This is a genomic window from Halomonas sp. GXIMD04776, from assembly GCF_049808615.1.
In the GTDB taxonomy this organism is placed as follows: domain Bacteria; phylum Pseudomonadota; class Gammaproteobacteria; order Pseudomonadales; family Halomonadaceae; genus Modicisalibacter.
Genome location: NZ_JBNCAN010000018.1, coordinates 35,859 through 54,602, shown reverse-complemented (window position 1 = coordinate 54,602; position 18,744 = coordinate 35,859). Strand labels below are relative to the sequence as shown.

Annotated in this window: 16 protein-coding genes and 1 tRNA gene; 8 read left to right on the top strand and 9 right to left on the bottom strand. The window is 60.0% G+C overall.

Annotated elements, in window-relative coordinates:
* Window positions 1-86: 86 nt before the first annotated feature.
* The 4 genes from phrB to ACPF7Z_RS13000 all read right to left on the bottom strand — a co-directional run bounded on the left by phrB (window position 87) and on the right by ACPF7Z_RS13000 (window position 4,017).
* A complete protein-coding gene (phrB, locus tag ACPF7Z_RS13015) occupies window positions 87-1,508 on the bottom strand; it encodes a deoxyribodipyrimidine photo-lyase (protein WP_425193681.1) in 1,422 nt (473 codons plus the stop codon).
* Window positions 1,509-1,526: 18 nt separating this feature from the next.
* Window positions 1,527-2,438: a MerR family transcriptional regulator gene (locus ACPF7Z_RS13010; RefSeq protein WP_425193680.1), complete on the bottom strand. Its 912-nt coding sequence runs from the start codon at window positions 2,436-2,438 to the stop codon at window positions 1,527-1,529.
* 170 nt (window positions 2,439-2,608) lie between these two features.
* On the bottom strand, window positions 2,609-2,989 hold the full coding sequence (locus tag ACPF7Z_RS13005) for a sirohydrochlorin chelatase (protein WP_425193679.1): 381 nt from the start codon (window positions 2,987-2,989) through the stop codon (window positions 2,609-2,611).
* Window positions 2,986-4,017, bottom strand: coding sequence for an NAD(P)/FAD-dependent oxidoreductase (locus ACPF7Z_RS13000; protein WP_425193678.1), 1,032 nt, complete (start codon window positions 4,015-4,017; stop codon window positions 2,986-2,988). Before ACPF7Z_RS13000 ends, ACPF7Z_RS13005 begins: the two co-directional genes overlap by 4 nt.
* 112 nt (window positions 4,018-4,129) lie before the next feature.
* Here ACPF7Z_RS13000 and ACPF7Z_RS12995 point away from each other — a divergent pair, with 112 nt between their 5' ends.
* Window positions 4,130-5,026 carry a TIGR01777 family oxidoreductase gene (locus tag ACPF7Z_RS12995; RefSeq protein WP_425193677.1) on the top strand — a complete coding sequence of 299 codons (897 nt, stop codon included), beginning with the start codon at window positions 4,130-4,132 and terminating at the stop codon, window positions 5,024-5,026.
* Here ACPF7Z_RS12995 and rapA read toward each other — a convergent pair.
* Window positions 5,023-7,959: an RNA polymerase-associated protein RapA gene (gene rapA, locus ACPF7Z_RS12990; protein ID WP_425193676.1), complete on the bottom strand. Its 2,937-nt coding sequence runs from the start codon at window positions 7,957-7,959 to the stop codon at window positions 5,023-5,025. The two genes, ACPF7Z_RS12995 and rapA, sit on opposite strands and share 4 nt — an antisense overlap.
* Before the next feature lie 104 nt (window positions 7,960-8,063).
* Window positions 8,064-8,861 carry a prolipoprotein diacylglyceryl transferase family protein gene (locus ACPF7Z_RS12985; protein ID WP_425193675.1) on the bottom strand — a complete coding sequence of 266 codons (798 nt, stop codon included), beginning with the start codon at window positions 8,859-8,861 and terminating at the stop codon, window positions 8,064-8,066.
* A 326-nt stretch (window positions 8,862-9,187) separates the two neighbouring features.
* Here ACPF7Z_RS12985 and ACPF7Z_RS12980 point away from each other — a divergent pair, with 326 nt between their 5' ends.
* From ACPF7Z_RS12980 to ACPF7Z_RS12970, 3 genes are read left to right on the top strand one after another with little or no spacing between them, the layout of a single operon-like run.
* Window positions 9,188-10,582: a YfcC family protein gene (locus ACPF7Z_RS12980; RefSeq protein WP_425193674.1), complete on the top strand. Its 1,395-nt coding sequence runs from the start codon at window positions 9,188-9,190 to the stop codon at window positions 10,580-10,582.
* 13 nt (window positions 10,583-10,595) lie between these two features.
* Complete coding sequence (locus tag ACPF7Z_RS12975; protein WP_425193673.1) at window positions 10,596-11,300, top strand: DUF1028 domain-containing protein; 705 nt, start codon at window positions 10,596-10,598, stop codon at window positions 11,298-11,300.
* Between the two features lie 35 nt (window positions 11,301-11,335).
* Window positions 11,336-12,580 carry an allantoate amidohydrolase gene (locus ACPF7Z_RS12970; RefSeq protein WP_425193672.1) on the top strand — a complete coding sequence of 415 codons (1,245 nt, stop codon included), beginning with the start codon at window positions 11,336-11,338 and terminating at the stop codon, window positions 12,578-12,580.
* Here ACPF7Z_RS12970 and ACPF7Z_RS12965 read toward each other — a convergent pair.
* Window positions 12,577-13,353, bottom strand: a complete 777-nt coding sequence (locus tag ACPF7Z_RS12965; protein ID WP_425193671.1) for a FadR/GntR family transcriptional regulator — start codon at window positions 13,351-13,353, stop codon at window positions 12,577-12,579. The two genes, ACPF7Z_RS12970 and ACPF7Z_RS12965, sit on opposite strands and share 4 nt — an antisense overlap.
* Window positions 13,354-13,530: 177 nt before the next feature.
* Here ACPF7Z_RS12965 and ACPF7Z_RS12960 point away from each other — a divergent pair, with 177 nt between their 5' ends.
* The 4 genes from ACPF7Z_RS12960 to ACPF7Z_RS12945 all read left to right on the top strand — a co-directional run bounded on the left by ACPF7Z_RS12960 (window position 13,531) and on the right by ACPF7Z_RS12945 (window position 17,874).
* Entirely contained in the window at window positions 13,531-13,776 is a 246-nt protein-coding gene (locus tag ACPF7Z_RS12960; protein ID WP_425193670.1) for a hypothetical protein, read from the top strand.
* Window positions 13,777-13,997: 221 nt separating this feature from the next.
* Complete coding sequence (locus tag ACPF7Z_RS12955; RefSeq protein WP_425193669.1) at window positions 13,998-15,299, top strand: ATP-grasp domain-containing protein; 1,302 nt, start codon at window positions 13,998-14,000, stop codon at window positions 15,297-15,299.
* Between the two features lie 70 nt (window positions 15,300-15,369).
* Window positions 15,370-17,412, top strand: coding sequence for a CocE/NonD family hydrolase (locus tag ACPF7Z_RS12950; RefSeq protein ID WP_425193668.1), 2,043 nt, complete (start codon window positions 15,370-15,372; stop codon window positions 17,410-17,412).
* A 57-nt stretch (window positions 17,413-17,469) separates the two neighbouring features.
* Window positions 17,470-17,874 (top strand): DUF2177 family protein, encoded by a 405-nt coding sequence (locus ACPF7Z_RS12945; protein WP_425193667.1) that lies wholly within the window; start codon window positions 17,470-17,472, stop codon window positions 17,872-17,874.
* On the opposite strand, the gene ACPF7Z_RS12940 is transcribed toward ACPF7Z_RS12945, so the two are convergent.
* Together ACPF7Z_RS12940 and ACPF7Z_RS12935 are read right to left on the bottom strand one after the other, a co-directional pair.
* The gene (locus tag ACPF7Z_RS12940; RefSeq protein WP_425193666.1) at window positions 17,861-18,376 is read right to left on the bottom strand and encodes a CIA30 family protein; all 516 of its coding nucleotides are present in this window, start codon (window positions 18,374-18,376) and stop codon (window positions 17,861-17,863) included. The two genes, ACPF7Z_RS12945 and ACPF7Z_RS12940, sit on opposite strands and share 14 nt — an antisense overlap.
* A 222-nt stretch (window positions 18,377-18,598) precedes the next feature.
* Window positions 18,599-18,675, bottom strand: a tRNA-Pro gene (locus ACPF7Z_RS12935).
* Between the last annotated feature and the right edge of the window lie 69 nt (window positions 18,676-18,744).

The following is an 18,744-nucleotide window of genomic DNA, read 5'->3' as shown; positions in this document are numbered from 1 at the left end:
CCAATTAATTGCTAGGGGTGTACAAGATATCTGCAGGACTTTCTGCCCTTTAATGCGCTCTTTTATCGCAGGGACAATGCGCCTTGTCAGCGCTCTTTGCTGAGGGCCTTGAAGGCATCGAGAGCGCGGGTTCGTGCCGCCTTGTGATCGACGATCGGTGCCGGGTAATCGACCTCCTCGAGCAAATCCTTGGGCGGAGCATGCCGCGCCTTCTCGGGCAGGCTTGCCAATGTGGGTAAAAATTCGGCAATGAATTCGCCCTGGGGATCGAAACGCTGGGACTGAGTGGTGGGATTGAAGATGCGAAAATAGGGTGCGGCATCCGTGCCAGTGGAGGCCGCCCATTGCCAGCCACCGTTGTTGGAGGCGAAGTCGCCATCGATGAGGTGATTCATGAAGAACGCCTCTCCACGGCGCCAGTCGATCAACAGGTGCTTGCTCAGGAACATGGCGGTCACCATGCGCAGACGGTTGTGCATCCAGCCGCACTGCACCAGCTGACGCATGGCGGCATCGACCAATGGATAGCCGGTGCGCCCTTCGCACCAGGCGGCAAAGGCATCATCGTCATCGCGCCAGGTCAGACCCTCGGTGTAGCGTTGAAAAGGCCTGTGGCGGCAGACATCCGGATAACCAAAGGCGATGTGCTGATAGAACTCGCGCCAGATGAGTTCATTGACCCAACTGGTGAGTCCGGCATCACCGTCCGCCAGGCTGCCGCCATTTTCGCTCATCACGGCCTGCAGGCACTGGCGGTAAGAGATCATGCCCAGGGACAGATAAGGCGAGAGTTCGCTGGTGCCGCGAACGGCGGGAAAGTTACGTTGCTCCTTGTAATGATGTGCCCGGTAGCGCAGGAAACGCTCGAGACGATCGGCGGCAGCATCCTGGCCGGCGGGCCAGTGCTTGGCATCGATGGGCTTGCCTTTGAGTCTGGGCAGCGCAGGGATGCGGTCATTATCGATGCCAAGTCGCTGTTGCGCGCCGGGGTTATCGCGCAGTGCCAGACGCTCGGCATCCACCTCCCGATGCCAGGCCTTGGCAAACGGCGTGAACACGCTGTAATAATCGCCTTGACCGGTCAACAGCTCACCCGGCGCGAAAGCCACGGCATCGGTATAGGGTTGCACCCTGCGGTCGGCTTGCCTGAACGCCTGTATTACCGCTTCGTCACGACGCCATTCGTTGAGCGGATATTCCCGATTGAAATGCAGCCCACCTTCGATGTCATATTCCTCGGCAATCTTCAGCAGAGCCTTGGGAGCCTCGTCGAAGGTGTCGATCTCACGATGCAGCAAAGGGATGTTGAGTCCACTCAGGTCATCACCGAGTGCACGCACGCTGCGATGCCAGAAATCGATCTTGTTGGCGCCATGATCGTGGGCTTGCCATTGGTCCACGCTGCGCATAAACACCGCGACTACCGGCCCACGTCGGGCGGCGGCAGCCAAGGCCGTATTGTCGTGAGTGCGAAGATCGCTACGAAACCAGACGAGTTGCCGTTGCATGAAGTGAGTGTCGCTCCATTATTGACTCAATAGCGGGCGAAGCCGGCTAACTGATTGCACCGGATCATCGCTTAACAGTTCTACACCACTGTTGGCGAGTTCACTGGCACGTATCCGTGTTATCGGCCCCGTCAGGCACAGCGGAACCGAAAGCTGATCCGCCAGGCGCGGTAGTTGGCGACGGATCAGGTCGCTGCGCTCAGCCTGTCCGCTGGCCAGTACCAACGCGGAAAGACGCAGGCGGTTGACCGCCAGGCTCAGCTCTCCCGAAGCCAATGGCATATCCAGCAATAAGACGCGATAGTTGGCATCCGTCGCCATCAGCGTAAACAGCAGGGGCCACAGAGCGCCGCTCTCCTCGGAGAGCGGAGCGATCAGCAACTGAGGGCCGTGGCTTGCTAGATTGGCATGATAAAGCCGCGTGCCGATGCGGGTACGCAAAAACGCTTCGAGCATGCGTCGCTGCAGTGCGGCACCTAGTTGGTCGTTCCAGCGCTCTTCGAGTTGCAGGATCGCCGGATGCCATAACTCACGCAGGCAGGTGGACATTGGATAAAGCGCCATTGCCTGATTGTAAAGCGCTTCCAGGCGCGTCAGGTCGAGGGTCTCTACCGCCAGTATCAGCTGTTCACGTTGGTTGGCCCAGTCACCGGCCTCCGCCACCGGGAGCTCAACGCTTTCCGGTTGATCCAGAAGATCATGTACCTGGCTCACCGGAACGCCACGGTTGAGCCACTGCAGGATCAATTCGATGCGTGTTATATCGTGCTGAGCATAGAGTCGGTGCCCTTTGGGCGTACGCTGAGGGCGAATCAACCCGTAGCGACGCTCCCAGGCGCGTAGCGTCACTGAATTGACACCGGTGAGCCGCGACACTTCTCGGATTGGATAAAGCGGCGCATGGGTCGGGTCTATCGCCTTGTCACTCATGCGTAATCAGCCTCCCTGTAAGACAAGCGCATGGCGCTGGGGGTCGAATCATTTTTCACGCCAAATCTGACATTTGTTGGAGTGGAGATTTATCCAACCTGAAGACAATATTGTACAGGTTGATAGCGTTGTACAACTAGCACGCAGATAACTCTGATCATCGCGTTCTGTCATGGGGCATGGCTAGGTTCGGCACGCCCTTCAATGATGCTGGCCAGTGCATCGATGAATGCAGGGTGTTCGCCCACCGGTGCCAACAATTCGATGGTCAGTGTCTCATGCCGGGCATGCAGGGCCTCGATCTGGCGTGGAACGTCTTCCCGCAGATGGCGGCCTGCCGCAAAAAACAATGGCAATACATCCGCGTGCCGATAGCCTGCGGTGACGAGTTCGGCGACGACGCTTTCAAGAGAGGGGTCGCACAACTCCATGTAAGCCAGTCGTAGCGGCGTCTCGAGCCGGCCGCTTAGCGAGTCGGCCAGGGCATCGAAAGGTGCACGCCAACGCGGATCGCGGGAGCCATGGGCCAGAAGAATCAATGGATCATTCATGCAGTCGTCTCCTCCTGCTTACTCAGATAGTTCCCTAAACGGTGTCCTGAGTGCCAGGCATCTTCGAGGCGTCCGGCGCTCAGACCATCACCACCCAAGGCGAGTCCAGATGAATCTATCAGAAAATCCTGTGCCTCATTGCCGATGGCCATCTCCGACTCGGGCTGAGCAAAGCGCCACCGATGCGCATCCAGGAGTTGAATGTCGGGCAGCGGTGCAGGATAACGTTCGGTAAATGCGGCCAGAAGCCGTGTGGCGACCCACTGTGGGTCGCGCTCGAGATGCGTCCGGCTCCAGTTCGACGTCGCCAGCAGCGAGAGGCTCTCGCCCTGATCTTCACGCCCAGGTTTGCTCGCATTACGGGTCACGAAGCGCAGGGGGCCGCCATTCATGAAGGCCGCCTGCCACCCGGGCTCCGGTATCTCAAGGCGCGGCAGGGATGCCTCGAGCAGCGCATAGGCCGCCCAGCAAGGGCTCATCTCGATGCGCTGGCATGCTTGAGCCAGTAACGAACTGTGAGGCGCCAGCAACGAAAGCGCCTGAGGCGCGGGGAGAGTGACGATTACCTTGTTAAAAGGGCCGTGACGCAGACCCTTGGCATCCCTCAGCCACCATTCGGCTCCTTCCTGAATCAGATGTTCGATACGGCATTGAGTACGCAGGTCCAACCCTTGAGATAAATAGCGCGTCAAGGCGCTCATGCGTGGCGCGCCGACCCAGCGAATCTCATCGTCCAGTTTAGGCTGCCAATGACCGTTTTCGCAGACCCAGAGAGAATGTGGCCAGCGTCCAACGACACCGGTCTCGCGCCAGGCGTTCAATTCCTCTTGAAATTCGCCAGAGCGCGCCGTGAAATACTGTGCACCGAGGTCGAAGGTGGCATGCTGTGTGCGTCGGCTTGCCAGACGTCCGCCGGGACCACGACTCTTCTCGAACAGCTGTACCGAGTGGCCGTGACGGACAAGTGCTCGTGCACAGGCCAAGCCGGTGATGCCACTACCGATAATGGCGTACCATGGAGCCTGCATGACACCTCGCCATAGGTTGGGCGTAAAGGGCGTTTAGCATTTAAACTGTATTACAGTAACAGCTTAGTACAATATTTGTATAATATGATAGCGATGCTCAAGGAGAGAGTCGATGCGCATTCTAATCACCGGTGGCAGTGGATTCATCGGGCAGTTGCTATGCAAGCGACTACGAGAGCAGGGGCATACCCTGCTGGTGGTGTCACGTTCGCCGGACAAGACGCGGCGACTATTGCCACCAGACACGGATATCCGCGCCCGGGTGCCCGAATTTGACGGTACTCCGGTCGATGCCATCGTCAACTTGGCCGGGGAGCCGATTGCCGGCAAGCGCTGGAGCGAGGAGCAGAAGAAGAAACTGGTCGAGTCGCGACTGGCGATCACCGGCGACCTGGTTGCCCTGTGTGGCAAGCTGGATACACCGCCTAAAGTGATGGTGTCCGGTTCCGCCATGGGCTATTACGGTGCCCAGGGGCAACGACCGGTCGACGAAGACACGCAGCCCCATGATGAATTCGCTCATCGCCTGTGCGCTGGCTGGGAAGCCACGGCGCAGGAGGCTGAGGCCTATGGAGTACGTGTCGCGTTACTGCGTACCGGCCTGGTGCTCGATCGTCATGGTGGCGCGCTCAAACAGATGCTGCCGCCTTTCAAGATGGGAGTGGGCGGGCGTATTGGTGATGGTCGTCAGTATATGCCTTGGATTCATCGCCTGGACATGGTGCGTATCATCGAGTTTCTGATCGAGCAGGACGGCTTGAGTGGCCCCTTCAATTGTTCGGCCCCAAATCCGGTGACCAATGATGAGTTCGTCCACACCCTGGCGCGCCATCTTCATCGACCGGCGATGATCCCGATGCCTGCCGCGGTGTTAAAGATGGCGGTGGGCGAGATGTCACGCCTGCTTCTGACCGGCGCCGCCATGCAACCCAAACGCCTGGAGGAAGCCGGGTTCACCTTCGAGTATTCGACCCTCGATGAGGCACTGAAGGAAATACTCGGCAATTAACGACGGCCGCTCTCACCCACCGTCACGATCACCCGGACCGCATCCAGGCGTAGCCGGGTGTCGTTGATCACCGTATCCAGCGCCGCGCGCTCTTCCTGCAATGCCTGTATCTCGTCGTCGCGAACCGCCGGATTGTGCTGTGCCAGCGCTCTGAGGCGGGTTAATTCATTATCGAGTTCGGCCCGCATGCGTTGCTGGGCGGTCTCGATGATAGTGGGCAATTCGCGCTCGGCCTCGTTCTCGCCCTGTGTCAGCAGTGCGCGCAACTGATCATGCCGCGACTTGATCAAATCCCGAGCCACTGCCTTCTTGACCTTGCGCAGGTTCTTGGCCAGGCCGGTGAAGGAGACCTTGGACGATAGGTTGGCGCCGGACTCGTCGAGCAGTACCCGGATCGCCGTGGGAGGCAAGAAGCGGTTGATGTGCAAACGTCGGGGCGCGGGGCAGTAGGTGCTGAACACCATCTCCACCATCAAGCGCCCCGCAGGGATCGCTGGATGCGCGAGCAGCGCCACGGCCGTATTGCCCAGGGTGCCGTCGAGAATACGCCCCATCATCTCACGTACCAGGGGATGCTCCCAGGAGAGGTGTTGCACGTCATCCCGGATCAATGCCTGTTGACGGGACGAGGTAGCGGTAAAGCCTTCTTCCCCCTTCACCAGACCCGGCAGGCCGTCGAGCATGTGCGCGCCGGCACGCAGATGTACCAGTTCGTTGTCCAGGTCTTGGCTGTCCACGCCGAAGATGTCCAGCGCCTGGTCCAGATAACGCGCCAGTGTCGTATCTTCATCGAGCTCACGAATGGCCTCAATGACCGCCTCGGCGCGATCCGGATGACAGGCATTGAGCTCGAGTAGGCGATTGCGTCCGGCATCGCGCTCGGCCAGGCGCGCCTCGAACAGCGCACGAGTCTCGCTGACGATTTCATCGACCCCCACGGGGTCACGCAGCGACGCGGCCAGGGCATCTCCGAAGGCGTCATACAGGCTGCTGCCGACCCCATGCGGGGTGCTGAAGGCATCCATGCCCTCCTGGTACCAGCGCAATAGCTGCTCGCCGGGACTCTCGTCGAACACAGGGACATGAATCTCGATGGCATGACGCTGACCGATACGGTCCAGGCGCCCGATGCGCTGTTCAAGCTGATCAGGGTGCTGCGGCAGATCGAACATCACCAGATGACGGCAGAACTGAAAGTTGCGCCCCTCGGAGCCAATTTCCGAACATATCATCACCGGGCTGCCCTGTTCCTCGTCGGCAAAGGCGGCGGCGGCGCGATCGCGCTCGACCAGTGTCATGCCTTCATGGAACACTGGCACATGGAGACCCGCCAGGACCCGCAGCGCCTCGGCGAGATCGATGGCGGTATCGCGATCGTGGGCGATTACCAGCAGCTTGTCGTGGCTGACGTCGCTCAGCAGCTGCAGCAACCAGGCCACTCGTGGGTCGAGCCTCCACCAGGGTTCGATCTGGGTGTCCCCCGCATTGAGAGCGCGATGGGTGATCTCGGGGTAAAGCAGTGCTTCCGAATAACCGAGACCAGCATCCACCAGCCGTTCATCCAAGGCGCTCTCATCAGGGGGAATATCCAGTAACAGCTGGCGATAGGCGCCAGGCAGTTCGAGCCGTGCAATGTGTAAGTGGCGTTCGGGGAAGCCCCCCACATGACGACGACTGTTGCGAAACATCACTCGCCCGGTGCCATGCCGGTCGAGCAGTTGTTCGCGCAGCTGGCGCCGGGCGTTGTCCTGCTGGGCAGTATCGCTTTCCGGATCGATCAGCGTGGTGAGCAACGCCCGGCTATCCGCATCATCGATTTCTGACTCGATGACTGTAGCCGCCCCGGCGTCATCGGGTAGTTTGTCCAGCGCATCGATGGCGGCAGCAACTTTCACATAGTCCGCTTCTTCGAGGCGAAAGCGCCCCAGGTCGTGATAACGGTCCGGATCAAGCAGCCGTAGCCGCGCAAAATGGCTTTCGATACCCATTTGCTCGGGTGTGGCGGTCAGCAGCAGAAGCCCCGGAATCTGACCGGCCAGACCTTCGACACAGGCGTAACCGGGGCCACTGGCGAGGGGTGTCCAGTCGAGATGGTGCGCTTCATCCACGATCAGCAGATCCCAGTCGCAGGCCTGCGCCTGTGTCTGACGCTGCGGGTTGGCGAACAGCCACTGCTGGCTGGCCAGAATCAGCTGGCCGGACTCGAAGGGATTGGCCTCGCCGTGAGCCTGACTTTGCGACTCGTCGAGCAGAGTTACTTCCAGTGCGAAACGGCGCAGCAGCTCGACCAGCCATTGGTGGGTCAAGTTGTCGGGCACCAGGATCAGCGCCCGCTCGGCGCGGCCACTGAGCAGTAGCCGATGCAGGATCAGTCCGGCCTCGATGGTCTTGCCGAGCCCCACCTCATCGGCCAACAGCACTCGCGGTGCATGCCGTCGCGATACTTCGTCGGCGATATACAGCTGGTGGGGAATCAGGTCGATCTTGGGGCCGGCGAGGCCAAGCGATGGATTCTGTTCGACGCGGTGATAGTGATACAGCGTGCGAAAGCGTAAATCGAACCAGTCGTTACGATCGATCTGACCGGTGAGCAGCCGATCACGGGCCTGATTGAACTGCATGCTGTCGGCAATGCGCGCCTCGGGCAGCTCCTGGGCGACACCCTCCTTATCCTTGCCGGTATATACCAGCAGGCCCTCGACTTCCTGAACATCATCGACGATCAGTTGCCCGCCCTCGGCCGTGGTGATGCGATCACCGCTGCCGAAGACCACCCGTGTCAAGGGGGCCTGACGAGCGCTGTAGGTACGCGTCTGTTGGCTCGCCGCGAACAGCACCGTTACGCTGCGGAAGTCACAGTTCAAGATGGTGCCCAGCCCCAATTCGGCTTCGCCGTCGCTGATCCAACGCTGACCCGGTGTAAAAACGCGCATGCTGCCTCGATTACTGGAAGACGGTGTGGTGCCCGACACCATACGTCGGGGCGCAGTAGTTTACAGGAATACGGTGGCCGGCTTAAGCGCTCGCGGGGCTGGCATCACTCTTTCAGCCAGGCTGCTAGCTGAGCCCGGGTCAGTTCGCCCACATGGCGCTCGACGAGTTTGCCCTGGGCATCGAACAGCAGCGAGGTAGGCAGGCCCGGCGACTCGGCGGCAACCATCAGACGCTGTTCGGGATCCAGCAGCGCATGATTGAAATCCAGTCCCTGGCCATCGAGATAGCGCACCGCCGTGAGCAGGGATTCGCCCTGATTGACGACCACTACCTGGACGTCTTCTCGTTTATCCGCCTCTGCCAGCAAGGGCATCTCGCGGCGACAGGGAGGGCACCACGTCGCCCAGAGATTGAGCACTACGGGTTCGCCTTGCAATGTGCTCAGATTGATCTGGTTGCCCTCGAGATCCTCCAGTGCAATGTCCGGCAGTTCGCTCAAGCCAGTCTCGTGACCCAAGGGATTCCAGGCCACCAGCCCCAGCCACAGCACTACGCTTGCTACCAGCAATGCTTCGGCCTTGATCATCGTCGCCAGGTGCTCGCGCAATTTCCAGGCACTGAAGCTCGCCGCGGCCAGCAATCCCCATGTCGTGCTGTAGCCGGGCTGCCATAGTTTGAGAATATCCAGTGGGGCAGCGAGATAACTGTCGGTATGCATCAGCACGTAACCCAGGCGGGCACCCATCAGCCAAGTCAGCAACAGGCCATTGAACCAGCCCGCGCGCTGTGACTTTTCAAGACGCAGCAGCGCCATACTGGCCAGCAGTAACGACAGCGCTGCAACAAAGGCATACAGACGTGGCAGGGCAATCAATAAAGGGCCGAGGGCGATGGCGTTCATGACGTGATCAGGCATCCACTGAGGGGTATTGGAATGGCGGCGGTCGCCTCGCGGGGCCGCCGCGCTACAATGCAGCAGCCTACTGCCCTGGCCCTTTCCTGTCACCTTTAGAGAGTTGGCGTCGCCCACTAGCCAACTGATGCCTGCCCCGACTTTCCTTGACCGGTCAATTTATCATGATAAATTGACCTTGATGCTTGATACTAGCATCAAGGCCTCGACGTTTGACGCCTGCGTCTCTCGCCTGGGCCAGGGCGGGAGGCGGATCACGAGATGCAACCCTTGCCTCCCGGTACTGCTCGATTCTATCCAACAAGGACAACGATATGAGCATTCGAGAGCAGGCGCTTGCCGAGCGCAAGGGCAAGAAGTGGTATCAGACGGTGCCTGATCCGATGGTGCTGATCTTCCTGATTCTATTGGCGACCTATGCCCTGACCTTCGTGGTTCCGGCCGGTGAGTTCGAGCGGGTGATGCAAGATGGGCGCACCCGGGTGGTACCGGGCTCCTTCCAATATCTGACCGACGTGGCGGCGATCCACCCCTTTGATATATTCGTGGCCGTTCCCAAGGGACTGAACGAGGCCTCGCTGTATCTGTTCATCGTATTCATCGCCGGCGGGTTATTTCACATCCTGCAGAAGAGCGGGGCGTTGGAGAATGCTATCGGCGTGGCGGTGAACCGAGTCGGCGTCGAGCGCCGCAATGTGATCATCACCGCCGGTACTTTCATCTACGGCTTCTTCGGCGTCGCCGTGGGCTTCGAGAACAATATCGCTCTGGTCCCGATTGCCGTGCTGATCGCCAGCGCCATCGGTTGCTCCAGTTTAGTGGGCACCACCATGGCGGTGGGTGGCATCGGAATAGGTTTCGCCTTGTCGCCGATCAACCCCTATACCGTGGGGGTGGCCCAGGGTATCGCCGAGCTCCCCACCTTCTCCGGCGCCTGGTTGCGCACCCTGCTGGTGCTGTCTTCACTAGCGCTGCTGTCTTTCTACATCTGCAGATGGGTGGTAAAGATGGACTTCCAGGAGCCCGATGACACCAAGGCAATGAGCAAGGAGTTGACCGAATACCACCTGGAGAAACGTGACAAGTTGACGCTGGCGGTGTTCGTCGGCGGCTTGGTGGCCATGTTGATCGGAGTTTTTACCCAGGGCTGGTACATCAACGAGATCGCCGGCATGTTCCTGCTGATCGCGATTCTGATCGGCATCGTCAACGGTCTGTCGGCCAATGAAATCGTCAAGCAGATGATGGAAGGTGCCTCCAAAGTCACTGCTGGCGCCCTGGTAATCGGGCTGGCCGCATCGATCCAGGTCATTCTCCAGGAGGCCCGAATCATCGACACCATCGTCTACGCCCTGAGTGGCATGATTCAGGACATTCCCTTGGCCTTCTCGGCGATCATGGCCAGCGTGGTACAGGGGGTGATAAACCTGTTCGTGCCTTCGGGTTCAGGCCAGGCTCTGGTCACCATGCCGATCCTGATACCGGTGGCCGATCTCGTGGGTATGAGCCGCCAGTTGATGATCACCGCCTTCCAGGTCGGCGATGGCCTGACCAACCTGATCGTGCCTACCTCCGGTGGTACGCTGGCCATGCTGGCGCTGGGACGAGTGTCCTATGAAAAGTGGCTGAAAGCGATCCTGCCGTTCATGGCGCTGGTCTATGGCCTGTCCTGGATTGGCCTGATCATCGGTCATATGGCCGGCTACTGAAGCAGCGTCCTCTATGACTCTGTCACTGGTTCACGTCAATCCCATGAGCGGTACCGTCGCCACCCTCGCTGCTACTGCGGGGGTGGCGGTAGGGGGGTATGTCCCCCATGGCTGGCGAGGACTGGGTGCCTGTGCTACCCAGGGGCTATCGACCAACCCCTGGTATCCGGATGGTCTGCGCCGCGCACTGGAAGCGGGTTTCGAGGCCGAAGCGGCCCTGCACGCGGTAGTCGATGCCGACTCCGGGGCAAGCCGGCGCCAGTGTCTGGTGATGGATGCTCTAGGGAGAGCGGCGGTGCATTCGGGCCAGGATAACTTGCCTCGAGTCGCTGCCTCGCTTAAGCCCACGGTCGCAGTGGCCGGTAATCTTCTGGCAGGCGCACCGGTAATCGAAACACTGCTCAAGACCTTCCTGACGACCACCTGCCATAACGCTGACGCGGTAATAGCCGAAGAAGCGTTTCCCTGCTATCGCCATGACTACGAGGTTCGACTGCTTGAAGCGTTGATCGCCGCCCTGGAAGCGGCGCTGGCCGCCGGTGGCGACGTGCGTGGCACCCACTCGGCGGCGCTGCGCATCGAGTCGTTCCAGAGCGCCCCGCTGGATCTGCGTGTCGATTGGGCCGAACACGACCTGATCGCTCAGCTACGTGGGCTGGCCGCCAGGGTGCGCGCTCCCGCCTTTGCCGACTTTCTGGCCTCGCTGCCGCGGCGTTGAGCCTATCCTCTCCAACCTTTGGAGGTTCTATGACCATGACGACTCCCACACCTGCTCTTGGCCAGGCACTACTCGATCGCCTCGATGAGGCTGCACGTCACTCCGAGCCTGGCTCCGGAGTCACGCGACTGTTCTGCTCCGACGAGCATCGTGCCGTGCTCGAGGTCATCGAGGCGTGGATGCGACAGGCTGGCCTCGCTCCGGAACTGGATGCTTCCGGCACCCTAGTGGGGCGCAACGAGCACGCCCGGGCCGGTCAAAAGACCCTGATCATGGGGTCTCATCAGGATACTGTGGTAGAGGGCGGCAAGTACGATGGCATGCTCGGCGTGGCGCTGCCGCTGATGGCACTTCAGGCTCTGAAAGAAGAAGGAATAACGCTACCTTATGGCATCGAGGTGGTGGCCTTCGGCGACGAAGAAGGTACTCGCTTCCAGTCCACCCTAATCGGCAGCCGGGCGCTCGCCGGCACCTTCGATCCTGCTAGCCTTGAGTCCCGTGATGCCGACGGCGTCAGTCTGGGCGAGGCGCTCAAGGCTTTCGGCGGTGATCCTGAGGCCATTCCTGGACTGGCCAGAGACCCGGGTTCGATGCTTGGCTTCGTCGAGGTGCATATCGAGCAGGGGCCAGTGCTGGAGCAGCGCGATCACGCCGTAGGCGTGGTTACCGCCCTGACCGGCATCGAGCGCCATCGCCTGAACGTTACCGGCAAGGCCGGTCATGCTGGCACTACGCCGATGCCGGGCCGCTGCGATGCCCTAGTGGGTGCCGCCGAGATGATCGTCGAGGTGGATCGAGTGCTAAACGCCACCGACGACTTCGTCGGCGTGGTGGGCAAGCTCGACGTGAGGCCCAATGCGGTCAACGTGATTCCCGCCGAGGTGGAATTTACTCTGGAACTGCGCTCGCCGGATGGCGAGGTGCGGCGCCGTGGTCGCGAGAAGGTGCTTGCCGCTTGCCAACAGCTGGCCCAAGCTCGAGGCCTAGAGTTCGATGTCGAGTCCACCTACGAGGCCGAGGCGGTGAACTGCGCCGATTGGTTGATCGAAGCCCTGGAAAATGCCTGTCGCGCTTGCAAGGAGCCTGCCGAGCGGCTGTTCAGTGGCGCCGGCCATGACGGCCTGGCCATGAGTGAACTGACCGATATCGGCATGCTGTTCGTGCGTTGCAAGGATGGTCTGAGTCACCATCCCGACGAGGCTATTTCAGCCAGTGACGCTGAGGCCGCCATTAGAGTACTGATGCGCTTTTTGGTCGAGTTGGGCGAACGGCAGAGCTAGGTGGTGGAAGAGCGAGCGGGCGTTCCGATTTCGGAGAGGAAGCCTCGTTGGACTTGAGCCTCATTGTCGTTCATCACCGCCTGAGCCGCGAGCATGTGTTCGCGCATCAGTTTGCGGGCGCATTCGGCGTCGTTGGCCTCGATAGCATCCAAGACTTTGGCATGATACCGGCAGCCGGCTGGTCCGATGTGATGATCGCCAGGCTCGTAAAGCCGACGATAAACCGTCAGGTCGGATAGCACCTGGGCGGTAAAGCGAATGATGAAGGCCAGCAGTGGGTTGCCGCCGGGCAATTCGGCGAGCATCTCGTGGAAATTCAGCGAGTCGAGATGCTGCTGACGCTCGGCTTCCAGGGTCGGTGCGCGTTCGGCGTAGCTGGCAAGACTCTCACGCAGTCGGGCAAGGTTCTCGGCGCTGACCCGGCCGGCCAGAGAGGCGGCCAACTCCGGCTCCAGGGCGATGCGGATCTGATAGATGTCGCGGATCGAGATATCCTTGAAGTACAGATAATGGCTTAGCAGTGATATGGCTCTCGCTTCGCTCATCTCCCGCACGAAGGCGCCACCCCCCGGACCGGTACGCGTCTCCACGAGTCCTTGGGCCTCCAGCACCCGGGTGCTTTCCCGCACCGTCCCTTTGGAGACCCTGAGACGCTCCATCAACTCCGCTTCGCTGGGCAGTCTGTCACCAGGCATCAGCTGACGATCGACGATCCATCCCTTGATGATCTCCGCTATTTGATAGGGGCGCCTTTGGAAGGAGCTTGCTGCCATGGATCACATCATCCCGAGATAACAAAGCCAAAGGGTAACACGAGGTTGTGTCGGGCTGTGTAGCACTGAAATGGATAGCCAACAATTTTGCCCGAGAGAACCACCGCCGCGCTACAATGCAGCAGCCTACTAATCTACCTCGAACCTGTCATCCTCGTCGTGAGCCGGAGCGTTTTCATGGGCCGATCCACCGATCATCTGCGTGCCCTGGCCATTGCCAGTCAAGCCATCGGGTTTGTGCTGATCATCGCCCTGGAAACCTGGTTGGGCGATGCGGCGCGACCCTGGCAGGGGACGACCCTGGTAGTGATGCTGGTGGCCGCTGTCTGGATCGCACTGGTACGGCTTTACCGGCGCAACCGCCAACGCAAGAGAGTTTTCGAGCGGACGCGGGAAGACGCCGAGGATGAGACGACCGATTAGACCTGCGCGACCATGCCTCTCGATAGCCTTCTTCTTGCCCGCTTTCTCAATACGATACCCACAAATCGGCAGATCATATTGCGCACTGCGCAAACGCGGTAAGCGTCTATGCTTCAATAATCAGTGTGACTAAAAGGCGTGGCAGAAAAGTCTGATGGATGAGGGCTTCACTCGCCATGATCGGTAGTCTCTTCATCACAAGAATGTAAGGAAGACCAGTCATGAAACAGCGCAATATCTTCGTCGTCGGTCTCAACGACTTCAATCGCGACCGGCTGCGCACCCTGCGGGGTGCCGAACACTACAATTTCCATGGCGTCATCGATCCCGCCGAAGTCTATGAAACGGAGCATTTCCCCATCGAGGACATGCTCAAACGGGCGGAAGCACAACTGAGCGAGTTCGATGAGCCCATAGACGCGATCGCCGGCTACATGGACTTTCCTGTGTCGACCATGTTGCCACTGTTGTGCGAGCGTTTCGGCACCCGTACCACCAGTCTCGAGAGCCTGCTCAAATGCGAGCACAAGTACTGGAGCCGTCTTGCTCAGCGGGATGTGATCGGCAACTATATCCCGCGTTTTACCGCCTTCGATCCCTTCGATGACCGCGCCTTGTCGCATATCGGTGAAGCGGGGCTGTACTTTCCTTTTTTCGTCAAGCCGATCAAGTCTTCCGGCTCGCGACTGGGTTTTCGCATCGACAGCCCCGAGGATTTCACCGCGGCGGTAGCGCGCCTGCGGGAGGATATCGGTCTGATCTCGGAGCCGTTCAATTTCGTGCTCGATCAGGCCAATTTGCCGGATAAGGTGCGCCAAGTAGATGGCGGCTACTGCATGGCGGAAGAGATCATCGGCGGCTGGCAGTGCACTGTGGAAGGCTATGTCTACCAGGGTGAGGTCGTGTCCTATGGCATCGTCGATTCGATTCGCTATCCCCAGGTGCTGAGCTTTTTCTATTACCGCTATCCCTCGCGGCTTCCAAAGCATATCCAGGATAAGATGCGGGAACTGACCAATACCATCATGACACATATCGGCTACGACAATGCGGCCTTCAACGTCGAGTATTTCTGGGATGAAGTGCAGAATCGCATCTGGCTACTGGAGATCAATACCCGCATCTCTCAGTCCCATTGTGATCTGTTCGAGAAGGTTGATGGGGTCAGCAACCAGCAGGTCACCATCGACTTGGCGCTGGGCCTGTCCCCGGACATGCCGAGGCGCCACGGTGATTTCGCCGTGGCGGGCAAGTTCTTTTACCGAGTGTTCTTCGTCGACGCTGTGGTCACCCGCGTGCCCAGCGATGAGGAGATCAGCGCCCTGCAGCAGGAATTCCCCGGCACCGTGATCGCCTTGCAGGTCGAGGCAGGTACGCGCTTGTCGACACTGCCGGAGCAGGATAGCTATAGCTTTGCCCTGGCCTATGTGTGGATGGGCGCGGACAGCGATGAAGCGCTGGAAGTCAACTACCGGCGTCTGGCGGATAAGTTGCTCTTCGAATTCGAGGAGGTCGTGGGATAGCGCTCTATCTCAATTGTTATCATTCAACTCTTGTTCGGCTCTCGTTCTGTCACTGGAGTAACAGCTGTCTATGCATATCGTTAAGGAGTTCCCCCGGCAGGTCTTCGAAGAGGAGACCTGGATCACCCTGGCCGATGGTTGCCGGTTGGGGGTGCGCATCTGGCGTCCTGTGGATGCCGAACAACGGCCGGTACCGGCAATTCTCGAGTATCTGCCCTATCGCAAGCGCGATCTGACTGCGGTTCGGGACGCCCAGACCCATCCTTATTGGGCGGGCCACGGCTACGCTGGCGTGCGGGTGGACATTCGCGGCACCGGCGAATCGGATGGCGTGCTCACCGACGAATATCTGCAGCAGGAGCTGGACGACGGCGTCGAGATATTGGCCTGGCTAGAGGAGCAGCCCTGGTGCACTGGCGACGTGGGCATGGTGGGTATCTCCTGGGGCGGCTTTAATGGTCTGCAGATTGCCGCTCTGCAACCTCCTCAACTCAAGGCAGTGATCACCCTGTGTTCTACGGATGATCGCTACGCCGATGACATCCACCACATGGGCGGTTGCCTGCTTGGCGACAACCTGTCCTGGGCATCGACCATGTTCGACGGCAATGCCTCGCCCCCGGATCCTGAATTGGTGGGCGAGCGCTGGCGTGACATGTGGCTCGAGCGTCTCGATGGCAGTGGCCATTGGCTGACAATCTGGCTAGAGCATCAGCGCCGCGACGACTACTGGAAACATGGGTCGGTGTGTGAGGATTTCTCCCTTATCAAGTGTCCCGTCTATGCCGTCAGCGGCTGGGCGGATGGCTATTGCAACGCCGTGTTTCGCTTGCTCGAGGGGCTCGATGTCCCGCGCAAGGGACTGGTTGGCCCTTGGGCGCACAAGTATCCGCATCTTGGTGTGCCAGGGCCGGCGATCGGCTTTTTGCAAGAGTCTCTACGCTGGTGGGATCAATGGCTGAAAGGCGAGGAGACCGGCATCATGGACGAGCCGATGCTGCGGGTCTGGATGCAGGACTCGGTACCGCCTTCGGCACGCTATGACAACCGCCCCGGACGCTGGGTCAGCGAGCCGACCTGGCCGTCGCCGCGCATCACGCCGCACATGTTTCGCTTGACCAGCGGCCACGATCTACTGCCCGAGGCTGCGGATGCCCCCTTGATGCAAGCCGTCGACGATGTGCCGCTGGCGGTGCGCTCACCGCTTTCCGTGGGCCTGTTTGCGGGCAAGTGGTGCTCCTACAATGCCCCGCCGGATCTGCCCCACGATCAGCGCGACGAGGATGGCGGCTCATTGATCTTTCAGACGGCACGGCTCGAGGAGGCGATCGAGATTTGCGGCCAGCCCGAGGTCGAACTCGACATCGAAGCGGATCAACCGGTGGCAATGGTGGCCCTGAGGTTGAGCGATATTGCAGCGGATGATAAGGCAACCCGGGTCTCCTACGGACTCCTCAATTTGACTCATCGTGACAGCGACGAGTTTCCCGAGGCACTAGAGCCTGGCAAGCGTTATCGCGTGCGCGTCAAGCTCAAGCATATTGCCCAGCAGTTCGCCGCCGGTCATGCCTTACGACTATCGCTTTCGACGAGCTACTGGCCCTTGGCCTGGCCGGCACCCGAGCCGGTCAAGTTGACCGTTCATCCTGCCGCCAGTCAGTTGATGCTACCTTGTCGCACACCCCAGCCACAGGAAGAAGCGGCCTTGCCCGCCTTTGGCGAACCCGAAGGAGCGCCGGCGCTTCCGCGCACTCTGATTCAGCCCAGCCAGGAAGAATGGCGCGTGATTCGTGACCTGGCCAACGACAAGACCACTCTCGAGGTGATCAACGATGAAGGCAGCTATCGACTCGATGATATCGACCTCACCATCGCGGCGAAGGTGACCGAGCGTTATAGCTACGCCTACGGTCATTACGACAGCCTGAGCGGCTGGACCGAATGGAAGCGCACGTTCCGGCGGGGCGACTGGCAGGTACGCACCGTGGCGCGCACGTTGATGACGTCCAATGCCGAGTACTTTCGCCTGCGGGCCACCCTGGATGCCTACGAAGGGGAGAGTCGGATATTCTCCAAGTCTTGGGATGAGGAGATACCGCGGGATCTGGTGTAGGGGGTGTACAAGAAAGGATGACATGACGAAATCCAGCTAGGAAGGAGAGCAACAGCCATGCGAATTTTCGTGCTTTATGCCATCACGGCGGTGATTTTTCTCGGCTTGGACGCCGTTGGCTTAAGCAAGATCATGCGGCCGCTGTTCGAGACCTACATATCGAACATGCTGCGTGAGAATGTTCAGCTCGTCGCTGCGGCGGTGTTCTATCTACTTTACGTGGCGGGGCTGCTCTACTTCGTCTCGGTGCCGGCGCTGCGTGACAACACTCCGACGATGGCGTTATTGAACGGTGCGATTCTAGGGGCGATCGCCTATGGCACCTTCGAATTCACGGCGTTCTCGGTGCTCAAGGGTTGGCATTGGCAGATGGTTGCCACGGACGTTACCTGGGGCACGGCGCTGACGGGATTTTCCGCCTGGGCAGGCGTCATGCTGACGCGCTGGCTCATGCCGGGTTGATGTGGGCTTCATCCAAAGCCTCAAGGGTGGCGATCTCCAAGCGGAAAGGTCCGGCGCGTCGGTCGGCGATCAACAGGCCGATCTGTTGGATATCCCCCGGCATGAGTGCAGGAACGTCTTCCAGCACGCGGCCGCGAAAGACCGGTTCGAATGCCTCCCAAGACAGGGCGATGCGTTGCCACTCCCCCGCAGGCGGCTGAAAGAAAGCGCGGTAAGCCGCCCCGCCGAACAGCCGGTGAGTACGTAGACGCAACTGGTAACGGCGCCCATCGCCGCGCACCTCCACCCTCAGTCCAGTATGCCCTGTCAGCCGAAAATCCTGCGGCTCTCGACGCACGGAGGCGAAGCCGCCGCCGTTGTCGAGAGACACACTTCCTGCGAAGACGCCGATGCCCTGCTCGGCGCGCATCTCACTTTCGGAAACACCGCCCATGACATCATCATTGATGGGGGACCAATGAGTGGATTCTTCGGGATTCTGGAAATCGATCAGTTGTGGCATGGTGGGCTCCGTTCGGCTCGTGCGGCAAACCCCAGCCAACGTGGGAGCCAGGGGCCGATTCCAGCGTGCTTCGTCGATGCCATGGGAATATCTAGCAAAAGACCGATCTGCGGTGCAATCAAAAGCGGGAACGACACCACCTGTTCTGTTCGCTACCTGGGCATAGGCACAAAAAACCGCCACCCGGAGTTATCCGTAAGTGACGGTTTTTAATGTCTTTTCTGGTCGGAGTAGCAGGATTCGAACCTACGACCTCTGCCTCCCGAAGGCAGCGCTCTACCAAGCTGAGCTATACTCCGATGCGGTTGGGCGTGCGCCTCAACGGGGCTGCATTATACCGCTCGCATGGTCTTGCGCAACCCCGGCGC

Bases quoted from the DNA above. Each gene is read 5' to 3' on its own strand.
- phrB (WP_425193681.1), bottom strand. From the start codon at position 1,508: ATGCAACGGCAACTCGTCTGGTTTCGTAGCGATCTTCGCACTCACGAC.
- ACPF7Z_RS13010 (WP_425193680.1), bottom strand. From the start codon at position 2,438: ATGAGTGACAAGGCGATAGACCCGACCCATGCGCCGCTTTATCCAATC.
- ACPF7Z_RS13005 (WP_425193679.1), bottom strand. From the start codon at position 2,989: ATGAATGATCCATTGATTCTTCTGGCCCATGGCTCCCGCGATCCGCGT.
- ACPF7Z_RS13000 (WP_425193678.1), bottom strand. From the start codon at position 4,017: ATGCAGGCTCCATGGTACGCCATTATCGGTAGTGGCATCACCGGCTTG.
- ACPF7Z_RS12995 (WP_425193677.1), top strand. From the start codon at position 4,130: ATGCGCATTCTAATCACCGGTGGCAGTGGATTCATCGGGCAGTTGCTA.
- rapA (WP_425193676.1), bottom strand. From the start codon at position 7,959: ATGCGCGTTTTTACACCGGGTCAGCGTTGGATCAGCGACGGCGAAGCC.
- ACPF7Z_RS12985 (WP_425193675.1), bottom strand. From the start codon at position 8,861: ATGAACGCCATCGCCCTCGGCCCTTTATTGATTGCCCTGCCACGTCTG.
- ACPF7Z_RS12980 (WP_425193674.1), top strand. From the start codon at position 9,188: ATGAGCATTCGAGAGCAGGCGCTTGCCGAGCGCAAGGGCAAGAAGTGG.
- ACPF7Z_RS12975 (WP_425193673.1), top strand. From the start codon at position 10,596: ATGACTCTGTCACTGGTTCACGTCAATCCCATGAGCGGTACCGTCGCC.
- ACPF7Z_RS12970 (WP_425193672.1), top strand. From the start codon at position 11,336: ATGACGACTCCCACACCTGCTCTTGGCCAGGCACTACTCGATCGCCTC.
- ACPF7Z_RS12965 (WP_425193671.1), bottom strand. From the start codon at position 13,353: ATGGCAGCAAGCTCCTTCCAAAGGCGCCCCTATCAAATAGCGGAGATC.
- ACPF7Z_RS12960 (WP_425193670.1), top strand. From the start codon at position 13,531: ATGGGCCGATCCACCGATCATCTGCGTGCCCTGGCCATTGCCAGTCAA.
- ACPF7Z_RS12955 (WP_425193669.1), top strand. From the start codon at position 13,998: ATGAAACAGCGCAATATCTTCGTCGTCGGTCTCAACGACTTCAATCGC.
- ACPF7Z_RS12950 (WP_425193668.1), top strand. From the start codon at position 15,370: ATGCATATCGTTAAGGAGTTCCCCCGGCAGGTCTTCGAAGAGGAGACC.
- ACPF7Z_RS12945 (WP_425193667.1), top strand. From the start codon at position 17,470: ATGCGAATTTTCGTGCTTTATGCCATCACGGCGGTGATTTTTCTCGGC.
- ACPF7Z_RS12940 (WP_425193666.1), bottom strand. From the start codon at position 18,376: ATGCCACAACTGATCGATTTCCAGAATCCCGAAGAATCCACTCATTGG.